We start from the raw sequence: 16,159 nt of genomic DNA on the forward strand, positions 1-16,159 counted from the left end.
AATGAAAAGGCTTTCGGAGTGATGTCGAATCTTAGTCATTGCCAATTAGGACTCTACCTGTGCTATACTCTTAAAGTTGACCGAAAGTATGATAAGATTTATTTAAATGAATAGAAAGAGGTACACACCTATGACAACATTAGTACGAAATGATTTACGCAACGTTGCGATCATCGCTCACGTTGACCATGGTAAAACAACATTAGTCGATGAGCTTTTAAAACAGTCTGGTACGTTCCGTACGAACGAACAAGTCGAAGAACGCGCAATGGACTCAAATGACATCGAGCGGGAACGTGGAATCACGATTCTTGCGAAAAACACTGCAATTGACTACAAGAACACACGCATCAACATCGTTGATACGCCAGGACACGCCGATTTCGGTGGAGAAGTTGAGCGGATCATGCGTATGGTTGATGGCGTCATCCTCGTCGTCGATGCACGTGAAGGCTGTATGCCACAAACACGTTTCGTTTTGAAAAAAGCACTCGAGCAAGGACTTCAACCAATCGTCGTCGTCAACAAAATCGACAAACCGATGGTCCGTCCTCTTGAAGTCGTCGACGAAGTCGTTGATCTCTTGATCGACCTCGGAGCTGACGAAGATCAACTCGAATTCCCAGTCGTTTATGCATCGGCAGTCAACGGCTCAAGTTCATTTGAACCTGAATTAGAAAAACAAGAAGATACAATCACGAACGTTCTTGATTTGATTCTTGAGCACACACCAGCACCTGTAGATAACACAATGGAGCCGCTTCAGTTCCAAGTGACGATGCTTGACTATGATAACTACCTCGGACGGATCGGTGTCGGTCGTGTCTTCCGTGGAGAAATCAAAGTTGGCGATAGCGTTTCGCTTTCGAAACTTGACGGCTCAACGAAGAACTTCCGTGTTACGAAGTTGTTCGGTTACTTCGGTCTAAAACGTGTCGAAATCGAAACAGCAAAAGCTGGAGATTTGATCGCGATCGCTGGTATGGAAGATATCAACGTCGGTGAGACGGTTTGCCCGACTTCACACGTTGATCCACTCCCATTATTACGTATCGATGAGCCAACGCTTCAAATGACATTCATCGTCAACAACTCGCCATTCGCTGGTCGTGAAGGGGATCTCGTTACTTCACGTAAAATCGAAGAGCGTCTTGAAAAAGAACTCGAAACAGACGTTTCACTTCGCATCGAAAACACGGACTCACCGGACCGCTGGATCGTTTCTGGTCGTGGGGAACTTCACCTCGGGATCTTGATCGAAAACATGCGCCGTGAAGGATACGAAATCCAAGTATCAAAACCGCAAGTTATCATCAAAGAAGAAGAAGGCGTCAAAGTCGAGCCATTCGAACGCGTCGTCATCGATACACCAGAAGAGTACACAGGTTCTGTCATGGAATCGATCGGTCTCCGTAAAGGTGAATTGACGAACATGCAAACAATGGACAACGGTCAAACGAAAATGGAATTCATCGTTCCTTCACGTGGTTTGATCGGTTACCGTAACGAATTCCTTTCTGCTACACGCGGATACGGAATCATGAACCACACATTCGAAGAATACCGTCCGTTCATCCAAGCGGATATCGGTGGACGTCGCAGTGGAGTTATGGTCTCAATCGAAACAGGTAAAGCAACTGCTTACGCGATCTCAGCTCTTGAAGACCGCGGAACGATCTTCATCGAGCCTGGTATCGAAGTATACGAAGGTATGATCATCGGCGAATGTAACCGTGATGTCGATCTCGCTGTCAACGTCGTTAAAGCAAAACAATTAACGAACATGCGTGCATCTGCAAAAGATTCAACGAACGTTCTTAAACGTCCACGTGTCTTCTCACTTGAAGAGTCGTTGACATTCTTGAACGAAGATGAGTACTGTGAAATCACACCACAATCGGTTCGTCTCCGTAAACAAGTCTTGAACAAGAACGAACGTGAAAAGCAAGAAAAACGTCGTCGTCTAGGTAAAGATTGAGTCTTGAACGAATAGGGGGACTGGCAATGAATGCACAAGCTGCCGTTGCTTCTGATTTCTCGAAATACGATATTCCGTTCATCGCGAAACTTCTCGGTATCGGAAGTGATCCGAATAACATCGAAGCGGGATTTTATCCTTTAATGATTACCGTTGTCATTTTGACGCTTGTCGTCTTTAAGTTAGGATTTGCTAAGGAACTGGCATGGTGGAAATCACTGATCGTCTATCTCTTGCTCGCCGTCTTCTCGGCAGCATTGACGCTTGTCTTCTGGACATGGCCGATTCCTGAAGTACTTCTTGCGATGGTCTTCGTACTTGGTATTTATCGCTTCCGGATGTGGATGGTCAAGCGTGAACGTGAACGGACAGCTTCTTGACGGAAGCGTGTCATGAATCAAAAGAACGAATCTCTTCGGAGGTTCGTTCTTTTTTTTGAGCCAATTCAGATGCATGATTTAAAGCGGAGCGGGAACAATGATACTAAAAGGGGGAGAAAACAGTGAAAATAAGGTATGTCATACCCCTACTGTTAACGGGTATTCTGATGGGCTGTACGCAAACGTCAGAAGAATCGTCAACAGAGGAAACGAATCAGACGACACAAGAAAACAATCAACAGGATTCAGGTGATCAAGAAGCGACGCAATCATCTCAAGCGCAAGAAGGCGTCGTATTTAAAGAGCTAAACGCTCCGTGGAATATCGTCCGAGAAGGAGAGGTATTTTACATCACGGAACGTGAAGGAACGATTGTCAAAGGAGAACAAGATGATTATGAACGGATGCGCCTTCAGCTGAAAGAGGATGTCCTCGCTGAAGGAGAAGGTGGATTGCTTGGGATGGTACTCGATCCTGATTTTAAGGACAATAAGACAGCATACGTCTACCATACGTACGCCAAACAAGGACAAGCGACGAATCGCGTCATCGCGATAAAAGAAGAGGGCGACCAGTGGACGGAAGAACGTGTCTTACTCGATGATATTCCCGGAGCGACGATTCATAACGGGGGACGGCTGGAGTGGGGACCTGAGGGCGCACTCTACGTCACATCAGGAGACGCAGCGAATCCCGAACTGGCGCAAGACATTGATTCGTTGGCAGGAAAGATTTTACGCATCACATCTGAAGGGAAACCGTTCGAGGGGAATCAAAAAGGATACGTCTACAGTCTCGGTCACCGGAATCCACAAGGACTTGTTTTCGTCGATGATCAACTGTATGCAAGCGAACATGGACAAAGTGGGCACGATGAAATCAACCGAATCGAACAAAAGAACTATGGATGGCCGACGATTGAAGGGAAAGAACAAGCTGAAGGACTGGTGACGCCGTGGTATGAAGTAGGAGAACAATCTGTTGCACCAAGTGGAGTGGCAACAGCAGAGAATACACTGTATTTTGCAACACTTGTCGGACAGCGATTACAAACGATTGATTTAGAGACGAAGCAAGTCAAGACGGTTGTCGAAAACCAAGGTCGGATTCGAGATGTCTGGATTGACGAGACGTCGATTTACTATATTACAAATAATACGGACGGAAGAGGGAATCCATCGGCAGATGATGATCGACTCGTTCGAATCAATCGATGAACAATAAAAGGTCTGTCAGGGAATTTCCCCGCAGACCTTTTGTTTACCAGTGTTTTCGTTTTGTTTCCCAAGTCGGGTATAAATGGAATTGTCCAGAAGCGTGGCGTTCAAGTGTCCGTTCTTCTACGCGTGATCGACACTCATCACAGATATGGACACGAACAGGTTTATTGCGTAATCGTTTCGCCGTGAAGGACCAATCATCAATCGTTTCACGCTTATCGCAAATCGTACATTTCACTCGCATGTCAGGTCCTCCCTTTTTTTCTTAGTATATCATATTAGAAGATTATTCAGATGTAAAAAAGGGAAACGAGAAGTATATCTCGAAATATCATCACTAAGTCGTAGAGGGGGTGATGTCATGGCAAATAAAGTTGAACAACAGCTCAACTCAGGTCAACTAGAAGCATTATCGCAATTACCACTCGTTTTTTTGATTACGCATGATCAATCCAAACATTGGCCCATCACACATGCAATCAGTTGGGTACATGCGACGGATTCGCAAACGGTTCGTTTTGCAATCGAAGCAGATTCTCATCTCGTTAAAACATTACGAGAGCATCCGGTCTTCACGTTGATCTTTTTTGCTGATCAGTCGACGTACAGCTTAACGTGTACGGACGTCAAGGCGATTACGCCGCAAGAAGACCTTCCGTTGCCACTCGCTTTTTATGAGGGACGCGTTGAGGAGGTGCGTGACATCTTGTTTTACGGAGCAGCTGTCACACAACGACCGACTATCGAAAAAACATACGATGAACAGGCAGCCGAACGGTTAGATCAACTCGTTCATCGCATCCTAAAAGCGTAACATTCATCACAAACTCGACTCTAAAGGGGCGAACGATGGAATGAAAAAAATATACGTACTTGATACTAATGTCATGCTTCACGATCCACTTTCTCTTTTCCAATTCCAGGAGCACGACGTCGTCATACCAGCGATCGTACTAGAAGAACTAGATGGAAAAAAACGCAACATGGATGAAGTTGGACGTAATGCACGAGAAACAGCTCGCATCTTAGACCAATTACGAGAAACGGGGCAGCTTCATGCGGGAGTGCCACTCGGAAACGGCGGTATTCTTCGCGTCGATATTGGAGACTCTATTCATGAAGGTTCGCCGTTTACGCATGAATCAAACGATAATAAGATTATTGAACTGGCGTGGTCGATTCACCGTGAACAACAAACTGAAGCGACACCACGAGATGTCATTCTCGTCTCAAAAGATATCTTAGTCCGCGTCAAAGCGGATGCGTATGGATTAGTCGCTGAAGATTATATGACGGATCATATCGCTGATCTGACCGGTCTTTATACAGGATTCATCGAAGTAACCGTCGATCAGGAATATATTGATGCCTTTTATCAAGATAAACGGCTTTCGGTTGATATCTTGCCAGAAAAAGTGCAACCGAATGAGTTCGTCATCTTAAAAAGTAATATGTCGAAAGCCTCAGCCATCGCCGTCGTTGATCAGAACCTGCCGATTATCCGGGCACTTTCGATCGATGTCGATCAAGTCTGGGGCGTCATTCCACGAAACGTCCAACAACGAATGGCATTTGAATTGTTATTACGTGACGATGTACCACTTGTAACACTCGTTGGTAAGGCAGGTACCGGGAAAACGTTACTCGCACTCGCCGCGGGTCTCTTGCAAGTAGAAGATGAGCATAAATATAAAAAATTGGTCGTTGCTCGTCCTGTCGTACCGATGGGAAACGATATCGGCTACTTGCCGGGTGAAATGGAAGAGAAGCTTCGTCCGTGGATGCAACCCATCTACGATAACCTCGAACACCTTTTCAATACGGGATCAGGAGACGAACTTGGTAACATTCTCGCTGGAATGAAGACGATTCAACTGGAAGCATTAACGTATATCCGGGGACGTAGTATGCCGGGGCAATTCATCATCATCGATGAAGCGCAGAATTTGACGAAACATGAAGTGAAGACGATTTTGACACGTGTCGGTGAAAACTCGAAAATCGTGTTAGTCGGGGATCCGCAACAGATTGATCATCCGTATCTAGATGAGTATTCCAATGGTTTATCCTACGCTGTAGAACGACTCAAAAATGAGAAGATGACGGGACACGTCAAACTCGTCAAAGGGGAGCGCTCGAACTTGGCGCGCCTCGCAGCCGATTTACTATGAAAAAACGTGGTGCGTCTAATCAGGCGCACCACGTTTTCCTTATATGACGGTAACCGTATGAACGGATTTGACGATCCGTTGTCCGTGCAACAAATGAACGGGTCCATTTGCTAGTACTTTGCCGTCTTGTGAGAACTGCAAATACACTTCGTCGAGTTGCTCAAGTGGAAGTTCAACCGTTTCTTCGCCTTCAAAACGAATAGCGATCGCATCCGGTAAGAGTTCAGCATTCCGGATGAACGGCGCAAGCGCCATCGCGAATGACCCTTGAAGCGCGGCTTCTTTTTCAGCACGTGTCATCGGACGATTGTGATCCGTACGACTGCCTTCCATGATACCTTTATCCCACGCAGCCCCCATTTTCGCGTAGTAAGCTTCTTGTTCACTTGTGTCGGCTGGTTGCCCGATTTTCTCGATTGCCACCTTTCGTTCATCAAAGATCCAGACTGTCGGATCAATCGTTAACTGATGCCGTACTTTACCGTTAATCGGAAAAATCATTTGTTCTACCCCCTAAATGTGTAAGTCCAACAAATCCATTATACCGAAACGTTGAATTGTTGGCGAAAGTAAGGTAAAGTTTAGCTATAACAGGAACGCGTCATTTGATGAGGAGGGATTGGATTGTCAACTGAAATCGAGACAGTTCATCGCCAGCGCGCTCTTGAGCTACTAGAAGCGGATGCACAAAAAATCCGCCGGTTGATCGAGGTCCAGCTTGCGAATTTAACGATGCCACAATGTCCTCTTTACGAGGAAGTATTGGATACACAAATGTTCGGATTATCCCGTCAGATTGATTTTGCGGTACGTCTTGAACTGATTGATGCGGGTGAGGGGAAACAATTACTCGAATCACTTGAACAGCAATTATCTGATTTACATGATGCGGAGACGTGCTGATTTTCTACTCAAACGTGAAATGCGGCGTTTGGGTATTTTTTTTTAGAAAATGAAAAAAGGACGTGTACATATGTTAGCGAAGTTTAAAGAAAAACGAGCATTTTTTGACTATGGTCTCTTCTTTACGATGCTCATCCTCATGGCGATCAGTACGGTCATGGTTTATAGTGCGAGCGTGTGGAACGGTGGAGATTATGCGAATACGTCCTTCTTTGAGAAGCAGTTGATGTTTGATGCGATGGCTATCGTATTGTTCCTTTTCGTTTCGCAAATAAACCATGAGGTGTTCCGTGGACCAGTGATTCGTTTACTCTTGTACGCGATTACATGGTTGATGTTGATGGCGACGCTGTTTTCGGCACCACTAAACGGGGCTCGCGCATGGTTGAACTTCGGTATCTTCTTGATTCAACCAATCGAGCTTTGTAAATTTGTGCTCGTCGTCGGACTTGCGAGTTATTTTGATCAAAAGCACAAAGGGAAAATGGATGGCGTGATTGGGATCGTCCATCACTTTATCCATCGTCAAATTCCAGCGACGTCTCCAGGAAGACGAATTTTACTTAGTTTCTCGGACTGGATCTTGATTCCGATGGTTGTATTACTTGCACCTTACGCGATCATCATTCGCATGCAACCGGATGACGGTGGATTGTTCATTCTGTTACTCATCACAGCGATGATTTTATTCGCAGTTGGATTACCGAGTGGTTACATCATGTTATGTGTCGTCACCGTACCAATCATCTTCTTGTACGCATGGAATAATTTTTCGGATAATCAGATGCAACGGATTCAAGCAAGTTTGAATCCCTTCCTTGATGCAGAAGGTAAGGGATATCAGCTTATCAACTCCGTCATATCAATTGCCCACGGGGGATTATTCGGAGTAGGTCTTGGAAATAGTTTTCAAAAGTATGGTTATCTGCCAGAGCCTGAAACCGACTACATCATGTCGATCATCTCAGAGGAGCTTGGATTCGTGGGTGTTCTCGTCGTGCTTGGTCTATTGTTCTTCTTGATGATTCAAGGGGCAATCATCGCTAATCGGTGTGTCTCACTGTACTCGAGTATGCTCGCGCTCGGTATTTCGGGTATCATCTTCATCCAGACGTGTATCAATATCGCGGCGATGTCTGGTCTGTTTCCAGGTACAGGCGTTACCTTGCCATTCATCAGTTACGGTGGATCATCGTTACTTGTCATGAGTACGATGCTTGGTGTGATGGCGAACATTTCCATGCAAAACAAATATCGGATGGCGTATCATAAAGAAGTGCAGACTGCACGTTCAATGAGTGCCACGAGCTCATTAACTAAAGGGGGAGCATCAGTTGACTAAAATCCAGAAGATTCTCGTAGCAAACCGCGGGGAAATCGCAATTCGCGTTTTCCGTGCAGCGACAGAACTCGGTATTCGTACCGTTGCCATTTATTCGCGAGAGGACATGGGTTCTCTTCATCGCTATAAAGCCGATGAAGCGTACCGGATCGGAGAAGGAAAAAAACCGATCGAAGCCTATCTCGACATTGAAGATATCATTGCAACAGCGAAAAAAGCCGAATGTGATGCGATCCATCCTGGTTATGGATTCCTCTCTGAGAATATTGAGCTAGCCAAACGTTGCCGTGAAGAAGGCATCATCTTCATCGGACCGCAAGAAGAGCACCTGTATAAATTCGGGGATAAAGTACGGGCACGGACGACGGCGATTGAAGCTGGTCTTCCTGTCATTCCAGGAACGGATGGTCCGATCTCATCCATTGATGAAGCGTATGCGTTCGCAAAAGAAGCAGGCTATCCACTCATGGTCAAGGCATCGCTTGGCGGTGGTGGACGCGGTATGCGTGTCGTCCGGACAGAAGAAGAGCTTCCAGACATGATTGAACGTGCGAAATCTGAAGCCTTGAAAGCGTTCGGTTCGGATGAGATTTACGTCGAAAAATTAATCGAACGACCAAAACATATTGAAGTTCAAATCATCGGTGATGCCCATGGGAACATCATTCATTTGTTTGAACGTGATTGTTCCGTACAGCGTCGTCATCAAAAAGTCGTCGAAGTGGCACCATGTGTCACGCTATCAGACGAAGGGCGACAAAAGATTTGTGACGCAGCCGTCACGTTGATGAAACATGTCGGATACGAAAATGCGGGTACGGTCGAATTTCTCGTGACACAAGATGAATCGTTTTATTTCATCGAGGTCAATCCACGTGTCCAAGTCGAGCACACGATTACGGAGATGATCACAGGCGTTGATATCGTCCAGACACAAATTCGTGTTGCTGAAGGCGAATCGTTACATAGCGACCTCGTTGGTATTCCGCAACAAGAAGACATTAAGATGCTTGGGTTTGCGATCCAAAGCCGAATTACGTCAGAAGACCCAGAGAATGGCTTCTTGCCAGATACAGGGAAAATTAAAGCCTATCGTTCACCAGGTGGTTTTGGTGTACGTCTTGATGGCGGGAACGCTTATGTCGGAGCAGAAATTTCACCATATTATGACTCGCTGCTCGTTAAAATCTCGACGCACGGTTTGACGTACGATCAAGCTGTCGCGAAGATGCGTCGAAACTTAAGTGAATTCCGAATCCGTGGGATCAAGACGAATATTCCATTCTTAAGCAACGTCTTGAAACACCATGCGTTCGTCAGCGGGGATTACAACACATCGTTCATTGATGATACACAAGAATTATTCATCTTCCCGAAACGCCAAGACCGGGGAACGAAACTATTGACGTACATCGGAGAGGTTTCCGTCAATGGATTCCCGGGAATCGGAAAATTGGACAAGCCGCTTGCGCGTGACGTCCGGATTCCAAAAAATCTCCCGATAGACTATACACCAGGTGCCAAAGCGATCCTCGACGCGGAAGGTCCAGAAGCCGTCGCAAAATGGTTGGCAGCTCAGGAAAACGTTTTGTTGACAGATACGACATTCCGTGACGCCCATCAGTCGCTCCTTGCGACGCGGATGCGGACGAAGGATCTCGTCGCGATTGCAGAGGCGGAAGCGAAACTGCTACCTGAATTGTTCTCTGTCGAAGCATGGGGAGGCGCAACGTTTGATGTCGCCTACCGATTCTTATCGGAGGATCCATGGGTTCGTCTGATGAAATTGCGTGAAAAGATGCCGAACGTCCTCATTCAAATGTTGCTTCGTGGTGCGAACGGCGTTGGTTACAAAAACTATCCGGACAACGTTATTCACACGTTCGTCAAGGAAGCGGCGCAGGCAGGAGTCGACGTCTTCCGAATCTTCGATAGCTTGAACAACCCGGAGTCGATTCAACTCGCAATCGATGCGGTCTTGCCGACAGGTAAAATCGCGGAAGCAGCTGTCTGTTATACAGGGGATTTATTCGATGCGAATCGACCAAAATACCACCTGCCGTATTACGTCAATCTGGCGAAACAACTGGAAGAAAGCGGCGCTCATATCATTGCGATCAAGGATATGGCGGGTCTCTTGAAACCGGAAGCAGCCTATGCGCTCGTATCAGCACTTAAAGATGCGGTATCGTTACCGATCCATCTCCACACACACGATGCGAGCGGGAACGGGATTTATACGTATGCGCGTGCGATTGATGCAGGTGTCGACGTCGTCGACGTTGCAGCATCAAGCATGTCAGGACTGACGAGTCAGCCAGCGGGTGGAAGCTTGATTCATGCCTTAAGTGGTCATCCACGTCAACCGCTCGTCTCAGCACAGAAGTTTGAACAGGTCTCGGATTATTGGCAGGATGTGCGTCATCTGTACCAAGCATTCGAACTTGATATGATCGCACCGAATCCAACGGTCTATGATCACGAGATGCCAGGTGGACAATACTCGAACTTACAGCAACAAGCAAAAGCAGTTGGACTTGCGGATCGTTGGTCTGAAGTCAAAGAGATGTATGCGCGTGTCAATATGCTGTTTGGCGATATCGTCAAGGTCACACCATCGTCGAAAGTCGTCGGAGACATGGCACTCTTCATGGTTCAACATCATCTGACAGAAGAAGATGTCTTGCACCGCGCAAGTGGACTTGATTTCCCGGATTCAGTCGTCGAACTGATGAAAGGGGAGCTCGGAACACCACCAGATGGTTTCCCGCAAGACGTTCAACAGGCTATTCTCAAGGGAGCTGCTCCGCTGACAGAACGCCCAGGTAAGATGATGGAACCACTCAACTTCGATGCGATCAAACATGAGTTGTTCGAAAAACTTGAACGTCCAGTCACGGAGTTTGATGCACTCGCTTACGCGCTCTATCCAAAAGTCTTCATGGATTACAGTTCGTACGTCGCGCGATATGGTGACATTTCTGTTCTTGATACGAATACATTCTTCCATGGAATGCGTTTAGGTGAGACGATCGAGGTTGAAATCGAACGAGGCAAGACACTCTACCTCAAGTTGATTCAAATCGGTCAGCCAGACGACCATGGTATGCGGACGATCTATTACGAGATGAACGGTGTGCCTCGTGAAGTCGAAGTCAAAGACATCAGTATCAAGGAAAGTTCATCAAGTCGTCCGAAAGCAGATCGAAGCAACGCGAAACAAATCGGTGCATCCATGCCGGGTAGCGTGCTGAAGGTACTCGTCGAGACGGGTACACGTGTCCGTAAAGGAGAGCAACTCCTCGTCACGGAAGCGATGAAGATGGAAACGACGATCCAAGCACCGGAAGACGGTGAAATCAAAGCCGTCCACGTCAAGGAAGGCGAAGCAATCGCGAGTCAAGACTTACTGATTGAATTCGTATAAGGGTCTCAACGAAAAACAGGCGCACGCTCGGCGGGCTGCCTGTTTTTCATTCAATACGTAGTGGGAGAGGATACGATTGAACATTATTTGTTGGGTACGAAGTGATTTTCGATTACAAGATAATCACATGTTGGCACGTGCTGTTGAATTACTAAAAGAAAATCCGAAGGCGACGGTCGAATTCGTCTTTTGGCTCAATCCGGATTACATCGGAGAATATGAAGCACGGCAACAATATTTCTTCCAAGCGCTCGAAACATTTTCTGATGCCTGCAAAGAGAAAGAGATGCCAATCCGTTTCATCGAAGGCGATGAACAGGCGTTCTTAGATGCAACCGATGATGCGGACATCTTGTTATTTAATGCGGAATATGTCGAACCATTTAAGACGCGAGATGAAAAAATCATTAAAAAGCGTAAAGATCGTCAGACGGAGCGACTACTAGACCGACATCTTCTTCACCCGCATGACATTAAAAAGCAAGATGGAAAGTTCTATAAAGTATTCACGCCATATAAGAATGCATTCATGAAAAAAGACATTCCTGCACCATATGAAGTCAAGTGGCAAACGCTACGGGATCATTATCAAAAGCGTCAGCACGATAATAGTTTCATCGACGCATATTTTAAAAAGGCAGAGTCGGAAGCCGTCTTCCATCCTGGTGAAAAGCAGGCGAAACAACGCTTGAAGAAATTCATCGAACAATCGCTTGAAGGTTACGAAGAGAACCGTGATCTTCCTGCTGTTGACGGTACAAGCTTACTCTCCCGCTATTTACGGACTGGAGAAATCGGTATTCGGACCGTCTATGCGGCTGTTCAGGAGGCAAAAGAATCAAAAGGAAAACAGACCTTCATCACGGAACTCATCTGGCGTGAATTCTATTACATGATTTTAATGCATTTCCCGGAATCAAAACGACAAGCCGTCAATACGCAATATCGGGAAATCGAATGGGAGAAAGATGAAGAGGGATTCAAAGCGTGGTGTGAGGGCAAGACGGGCTATCCGATCGTTGATGCGGCGATGCGACAATTGAATCAAACGGGGTGGATGCATAATCGTCTACGGATGATCGTCGCTTCTTTCCTGACAAAAGACCTGTTAGTCGATTGGGAGAAAGGCGAACAGTATTTCCAACAGAAACTCGTTGATTATGAAGCGGCATCAAACATCGGGGGTTGGCAATGGGCAGCATCAGTCGGAACGGATGCCGTTCCGTACTTCCGCGTCTTCAATCCGACGACTCAATCGAAGAAGTTCGATAAGGATGGCGAGTTCATTCGAAAGTATGTTACGGAAATCAAGGATTTATCAAAGCAGTATATTCATGAACCGACTGCTGAGCAACGCAAGGATTATGGCTATCCAGAACCAATCGTCGCACACGACGAAGCACGAAAGCGTGCGATTGCTCGATTCAAATAATGAAAAAAGGATGTCCCTCAAGCGAGGAACATCCTTTTTTACGATCTTATTGAAGACGACTGTTTGCCTTGCGCGTTCGGAATGCATGGTACGTCAAGTAAGATAAGACACCGAAGTAACATGTGATCAAGAAAGCATGGAGTAACGGGACATACGTTGCATGTCCACCAAGAACGATCCAAGCCCCAGTGGCGACTTGGCACGAGATGAAGAACGTCGCGAACGCCATACCAATCGTTGTCGTCCGGTGTTTTAAGCGAATCGCAACGACATGGACGAATAAGGTGAACAGGAACAATAGTCCTGCCATGATCCGGTGAATCATCTGCACCCACGCTTCGAACGTCATTGACGGTTGAGAACAGACAGGCCAACCAACGCAAGCATATGTAGCGCCGACGTGGCGTACGTAAGCACCGGTATATACGACGATTAGCGTATAGATGAGTAGAGCGTATAAGAGTTTCCGCAAGAATGCTGGGACCGATTCCCTGAATTCCTGACCCGGACGCTCCATGATCAACAACGTCAAAATCAACAGCGAAGCAAAGGAAATCAAGGAGATACCGAAATGTAACGCCATGACGAGGTCCGATTGTTGCCAAACGACAGCACCAGCGCCGACGATTGATTGAATCAACATGAAGATGAAGGCGAGAAACGCGAAGATCTTCGTATCGAGTCGATCCTTGAAGGCAACGAGCGTCCAGAGACATAAGGCGATGATTAAGAGTCCAACGACTCCAGTTACAGCACGGTGGCTATATTCAATCATCGTTTCAACACTTGGGTTCGTCGGAATGAGTTCCCCATGACAGAGTGGCCAATCCGTTCCACAACCATCGCCAGAATCCGTTTTTGTGACTGTCCCACCCATCAGCAAGACGATCATCATCGTAAACGTGACGAAGGCTGAAAACATCGAAAGCTTTCGATTCAAGATTTGGACACCACCTTTCTAAAAAAATACGAAATACATGGATTTCCATAGGACTAGTATCGCACAAAAAGTACTGAAAGGGTTGCAATCTTTTAGAACAACGCTATTCTAGTATTAGGTAAATATGGTGAACTGTGATGAAAATCACATAGATTTCACATTTTGTTCATTATGTCGAAAGTATTTTCATACGTCACGGTCCTGAATATGTGGTATCTTTTATAGAGAAAAGGGCGTTTCGTGGCATGTCTGTGTTATTTCTGTGAAGAAATTACGTGAAGCTTAGGTGCTAAACGGAAGCAGACGGTGAAAAGGAGGGAACAGCATGGCGAAAGTTACTGGAGAGGCACTGGATATGGCGATTGAGCAAGCAGATCAGCCCACATTCAAGGACTATATTACCCTAGCAAAAATGGGGATTGTCCGTGCCAATCTGATTACGGTCTTCGCAGGGTATGTCGTAGCGGCATCGTACATAACGGATGATGTCCTGTTGTATTTATGGCAAACCAAGTGGATGTTACTGTGGACGCTTCTCGGGAGTGGATTGGTCATTGCCGGAAGTTGCTACCTCAATAACTACATTGACCGGGACATCGATTACAAGATGGAACGGACGATGGGAAGACCAAGCGTTACTGGGAAGATGGATGGACAACGGATACTCGCACTAGGACTCGGTATTCTTGCGACCGGTACGGTATTGTTGTTGATCGTCAACCATGTGGCGGCAGTGTTCGGATTGATCGGATCATTCGTTTACGTCGTGATTTATACGATGTGGTTAAAGCGGACGCATACGATCAATACAGTCGTAGGTGGTATATCAGGAGCTGTGCCACCAATCATTGGATTTGCGGCAGTCACTCCGACGCTTCACATTGATGCGTGGATTTTATTCCTTATCATGTTCGTGTGGCAACCACCACATTTCCTTGCACTCGCGATGCGACGGACAGAGGAGTATCGGGCAGCAGGTATCCCGATGTTACCTGTCGTAAACGGATTCGCGATCACGAAACGACAAATTGTATGGTGGATTGCAGTACTCATTCCATCATCACTCCTCTTAGCACACTATGGCATCATCTACATGATCGTCATGGCATTGCTCGGTGGATATTGGCTCTATATGGGACTGAAAGGTCTGAAGATCCAAGATGAACAAGCCGAAATCAAATGGGCGTCGAAGATGTTCTTCTTCTCACTCTTTTATTTCACGGCTTGGATCGTGACGGTCGTACTCGTTTCTCTCTAAAACGATTTGACATAATTCACGTACACCATTACGAAAGACAAAATTGGGGACAAAGAAAGTGGGGATGGTTGTGAAAAAATCAGTAAAAATGCTCTTCCGGCTTCTTCCAATCGGCTTGATGGCACTCATGTTATCAGGTTGTGGAATTCCGGAATTGTCTGCGCTACAGCCTCGCGGAGAAGGCGCTGAGATGCAACTTGAGATCATCAAGCTTAGCTTGTGGGTCATGTTGTTCGTCCTTGCGATCGTAGCCGTCATTTATATTTACGTACTTATGAAATTCCGTCGTAAATCAGGTGATAACACGGTTCCGAAGCAAGTCGAAGGGAACCATACGCTTGAAATCATCTGGACAGTCATTCCGATTCTTCTCTTGATCGTTCTTGCAATTCCGACGATCAAAACAACGGTTGAACTCGCAGATGCAAAAGAAGCGAAGAAAAACGAACAAATCAACGTTACAGCAAATCTCTACTGGTGGGAGTTCGAATACCCAGACAAAGGTGTTTCGACAGGACAAGAACTTGTCATCCCAGTCGGTAAACGTGTTGCTGTTAACTTGACGTCTAAAGACGTCATTCACTCATTCTGGGTACCAGCTCTTTCTGGTAAAACAGATACGAACCCAGGTCTTGAAAACGAAATGTGGTTACAAGCAAAAGAAGCAGGCACGTACTACGGTAAATGTGCTGAGTTGTGTGGTCCTTCCCACGCATTGATGGACTTTAAAGTCGTTGCGATGGAACAGGATGACTACGATCAGTGGTTGAAAGACATGAAATCTGCAAAAGAAGCAGAAACGAAACAGCTCGACAAAAAGAATGAAAAGAACTGGACGACTGGCGAGAAAGTCTATGCTCAGAACTGTCTCAGCTGTCATGGTGGCGGAAAAGTCGCACCTAGCTTGACGAACTTCGGTGACCGTCAACGTATCGCGGGTTACCTCGATCATGATAAAGAGAACCTCGAAAAATGGATTCGCGATCCTCAAAAAGAGAAACAAGGTACGAAAATGCCTGGATTCTCTGAAGATCAGATCAGCGATGAAGAATTGAGCGAATTGGCAGATTATCTATTGGACAAAAAGCTCCAATAATTTTTTAAGGGG

Annotated in this window: 14 protein-coding genes; 11 read left to right on the forward strand and 3 right to left on the reverse strand. The window is 46.2% G+C overall.

Features of this window, described 5'->3' with window-relative positions; all coding sequences use genetic code 11:
• Window positions 1-130 precede the first annotated feature (130 nt).
• From typA to KNQ15_RS00175, 3 genes are all read left to right on the forward strand, one after another.
• Window positions 131-1,978: a translational GTPase TypA gene (gene typA / locus KNQ15_RS00165; RefSeq protein WP_023468842.1), complete on the forward strand. Its 1,848-nt coding sequence runs from the start codon at window positions 131-133 to the stop codon at window positions 1,976-1,978.
• 26 nt (window positions 1,979-2,004) lie between these two features.
• A complete protein-coding gene (locus KNQ15_RS00170) occupies window positions 2,005-2,358 on the forward strand; it encodes a YlaH-like family protein (protein ID WP_023468841.1) in 354 nt (117 codons plus the stop codon).
• Between the two features lie 122 nt (window positions 2,359-2,480).
• On the forward strand, window positions 2,481-3,575 hold the full coding sequence (locus KNQ15_RS00175) for a PQQ-dependent sugar dehydrogenase (protein WP_214726930.1): 1,095 nt from the start codon (window positions 2,481-2,483) through the stop codon (window positions 3,573-3,575).
• A 43-nt stretch (window positions 3,576-3,618) separates the two neighbouring features.
• Here KNQ15_RS00175 and KNQ15_RS00180 read toward each other — a convergent pair whose 3' ends face one another.
• Window positions 3,619-3,822 carry a YlaI family protein gene (locus KNQ15_RS00180; RefSeq protein ID WP_029342171.1) on the reverse strand — a complete coding sequence of 68 codons (204 nt, stop codon included), beginning with the start codon at window positions 3,820-3,822 and terminating at the stop codon, window positions 3,619-3,621.
• Between the two features lie 117 nt (window positions 3,823-3,939).
• Between KNQ15_RS00180 and KNQ15_RS00185 the strand changes: the two genes are divergently transcribed.
• Both KNQ15_RS00185 and KNQ15_RS00190 read left to right on the forward strand, forming a co-directional pair.
• Complete coding sequence (locus tag KNQ15_RS00185; RefSeq protein ID WP_029342170.1) at window positions 3,940-4,392, forward strand: PNPOx family protein; 453 nt, start codon at window positions 3,940-3,942, stop codon at window positions 4,390-4,392.
• A gap of 40 nt (window positions 4,393-4,432) precedes the next feature.
• Window positions 4,433-5,749, forward strand: a complete 1,317-nt coding sequence (locus KNQ15_RS00190) for a PhoH family protein (protein ID WP_214726932.1) — start codon at window positions 4,433-4,435, stop codon at window positions 5,747-5,749.
• Window positions 5,750-5,788: 39 nt separating this feature from the next.
• Here the strand turns inward: KNQ15_RS00190 and KNQ15_RS00195 are convergent, their stop codons facing one another.
• A complete protein-coding gene (locus KNQ15_RS00195) occupies window positions 5,789-6,250 on the reverse strand; it encodes a hypothetical protein (protein ID WP_214726934.1) in 462 nt (153 codons plus the stop codon).
• Between the two features lie 123 nt (window positions 6,251-6,373).
• Between KNQ15_RS00195 and KNQ15_RS00200 the strand changes: the two genes are divergently transcribed.
• The 4 genes from KNQ15_RS00200 (at window position 6,374) to KNQ15_RS00215 (ending at window position 12,853) form a co-directional block, all read left to right on the forward strand.
• A complete protein-coding gene (locus KNQ15_RS00200) occupies window positions 6,374-6,652 on the forward strand; it encodes an Fpa/YlaN family protein (protein WP_023468835.1) in 279 nt (92 codons plus the stop codon).
• 70 nt (window positions 6,653-6,722) lie between these two features.
• Window positions 6,723-7,994: an FtsW/RodA/SpoVE family cell cycle protein gene (locus KNQ15_RS00205; RefSeq protein ID WP_214726936.1), complete on the forward strand. Its 1,272-nt coding sequence runs from the start codon at window positions 6,723-6,725 to the stop codon at window positions 7,992-7,994.
• Window positions 7,987-11,421 carry a pyruvate carboxylase gene (locus KNQ15_RS00210; RefSeq protein WP_214726938.1) on the forward strand — a complete coding sequence of 1,145 codons (3,435 nt, stop codon included), beginning with the start codon at window positions 7,987-7,989 and terminating at the stop codon, window positions 11,419-11,421. Before KNQ15_RS00205 ends, KNQ15_RS00210 begins: the two co-directional genes overlap by 8 nt.
• Before the next feature lie 76 nt (window positions 11,422-11,497).
• Window positions 11,498-12,853 carry a cryptochrome/photolyase family protein gene (locus KNQ15_RS00215; protein WP_214726940.1) on the forward strand — a complete coding sequence of 452 codons (1,356 nt, stop codon included), beginning with the start codon at window positions 11,498-11,500 and terminating at the stop codon, window positions 12,851-12,853.
• A gap of 46 nt (window positions 12,854-12,899) precedes the next feature.
• Here KNQ15_RS00215 and KNQ15_RS00220 read toward each other — a convergent pair whose 3' ends face one another.
• Window positions 12,900-13,793: a COX15/CtaA family protein gene (locus KNQ15_RS00220; protein ID WP_029342165.1), complete on the reverse strand. Its 894-nt coding sequence runs from the start codon at window positions 13,791-13,793 to the stop codon at window positions 12,900-12,902.
• A gap of 325 nt (window positions 13,794-14,118) precedes the next feature.
• On the opposite strand from KNQ15_RS00220, the gene cyoE reads away from it, so the two are divergent.
• Together cyoE and coxB are read left to right on the forward strand one after the other, a co-directional pair.
• A complete protein-coding gene (gene cyoE, locus KNQ15_RS00225) occupies window positions 14,119-15,051 on the forward strand; it encodes a heme o synthase (protein WP_023468830.1) in 933 nt (310 codons plus the stop codon).
• A 64-nt stretch (window positions 15,052-15,115) separates the two neighbouring features.
• Window positions 15,116-16,147 carry a cytochrome c oxidase subunit II gene (gene coxB / locus KNQ15_RS00230; RefSeq protein ID WP_081834728.1) on the forward strand — a complete coding sequence of 344 codons (1,032 nt, stop codon included), beginning with the start codon at window positions 15,116-15,118 and terminating at the stop codon, window positions 16,145-16,147.
• Window positions 16,148-16,159: the final 12 nt, after the last annotated feature.

It is taken from the genome of Exiguobacterium sp. s168, assembly GCF_018619035.1.
GTDB lineage: Bacteria > Bacillota > Bacilli > Exiguobacteriales > Exiguobacteriaceae > Exiguobacterium_A > Exiguobacterium_A acetylicum.

Coding starts and splice junctions, on each gene's coding strand:
- typA (WP_023468842.1), top strand. CDS start 131: ATGACAACATTAGTACGAAATGATTTACGCAACGTTGCGATCATCGCT.
- KNQ15_RS00170 (WP_023468841.1), top strand. CDS start 2,005: ATGAATGCACAAGCTGCCGTTGCTTCTGATTTCTCGAAATACGATATT.
- KNQ15_RS00180 (WP_029342171.1), bottom strand. CDS start 3,822: ATGCGAGTGAAATGTACGATTTGCGATAAGCGTGAAACGATTGATGAT.
- KNQ15_RS00185 (WP_029342170.1), top strand. CDS start 3,940: ATGGCAAATAAAGTTGAACAACAGCTCAACTCAGGTCAACTAGAAGCA.
- KNQ15_RS00190 (WP_214726932.1), top strand. CDS start 4,433: ATGAAAAAAATATACGTACTTGATACTAATGTCATGCTTCACGATCCA.
- KNQ15_RS00195 (WP_214726934.1), bottom strand. CDS start 6,250: ATGATTTTTCCGATTAACGGTAAAGTACGGCATCAGTTAACGATTGAT.
- KNQ15_RS00205 (WP_214726936.1), top strand. CDS start 6,723: ATGTTAGCGAAGTTTAAAGAAAAACGAGCATTTTTTGACTATGGTCTC.
- cyoE (WP_023468830.1), top strand. CDS start 14,119: ATGGCGAAAGTTACTGGAGAGGCACTGGATATGGCGATTGAGCAAGCA.
- coxB (WP_081834728.1), top strand. CDS start 15,116: ATGGTTGTGAAAAAATCAGTAAAAATGCTCTTCCGGCTTCTTCCAATC.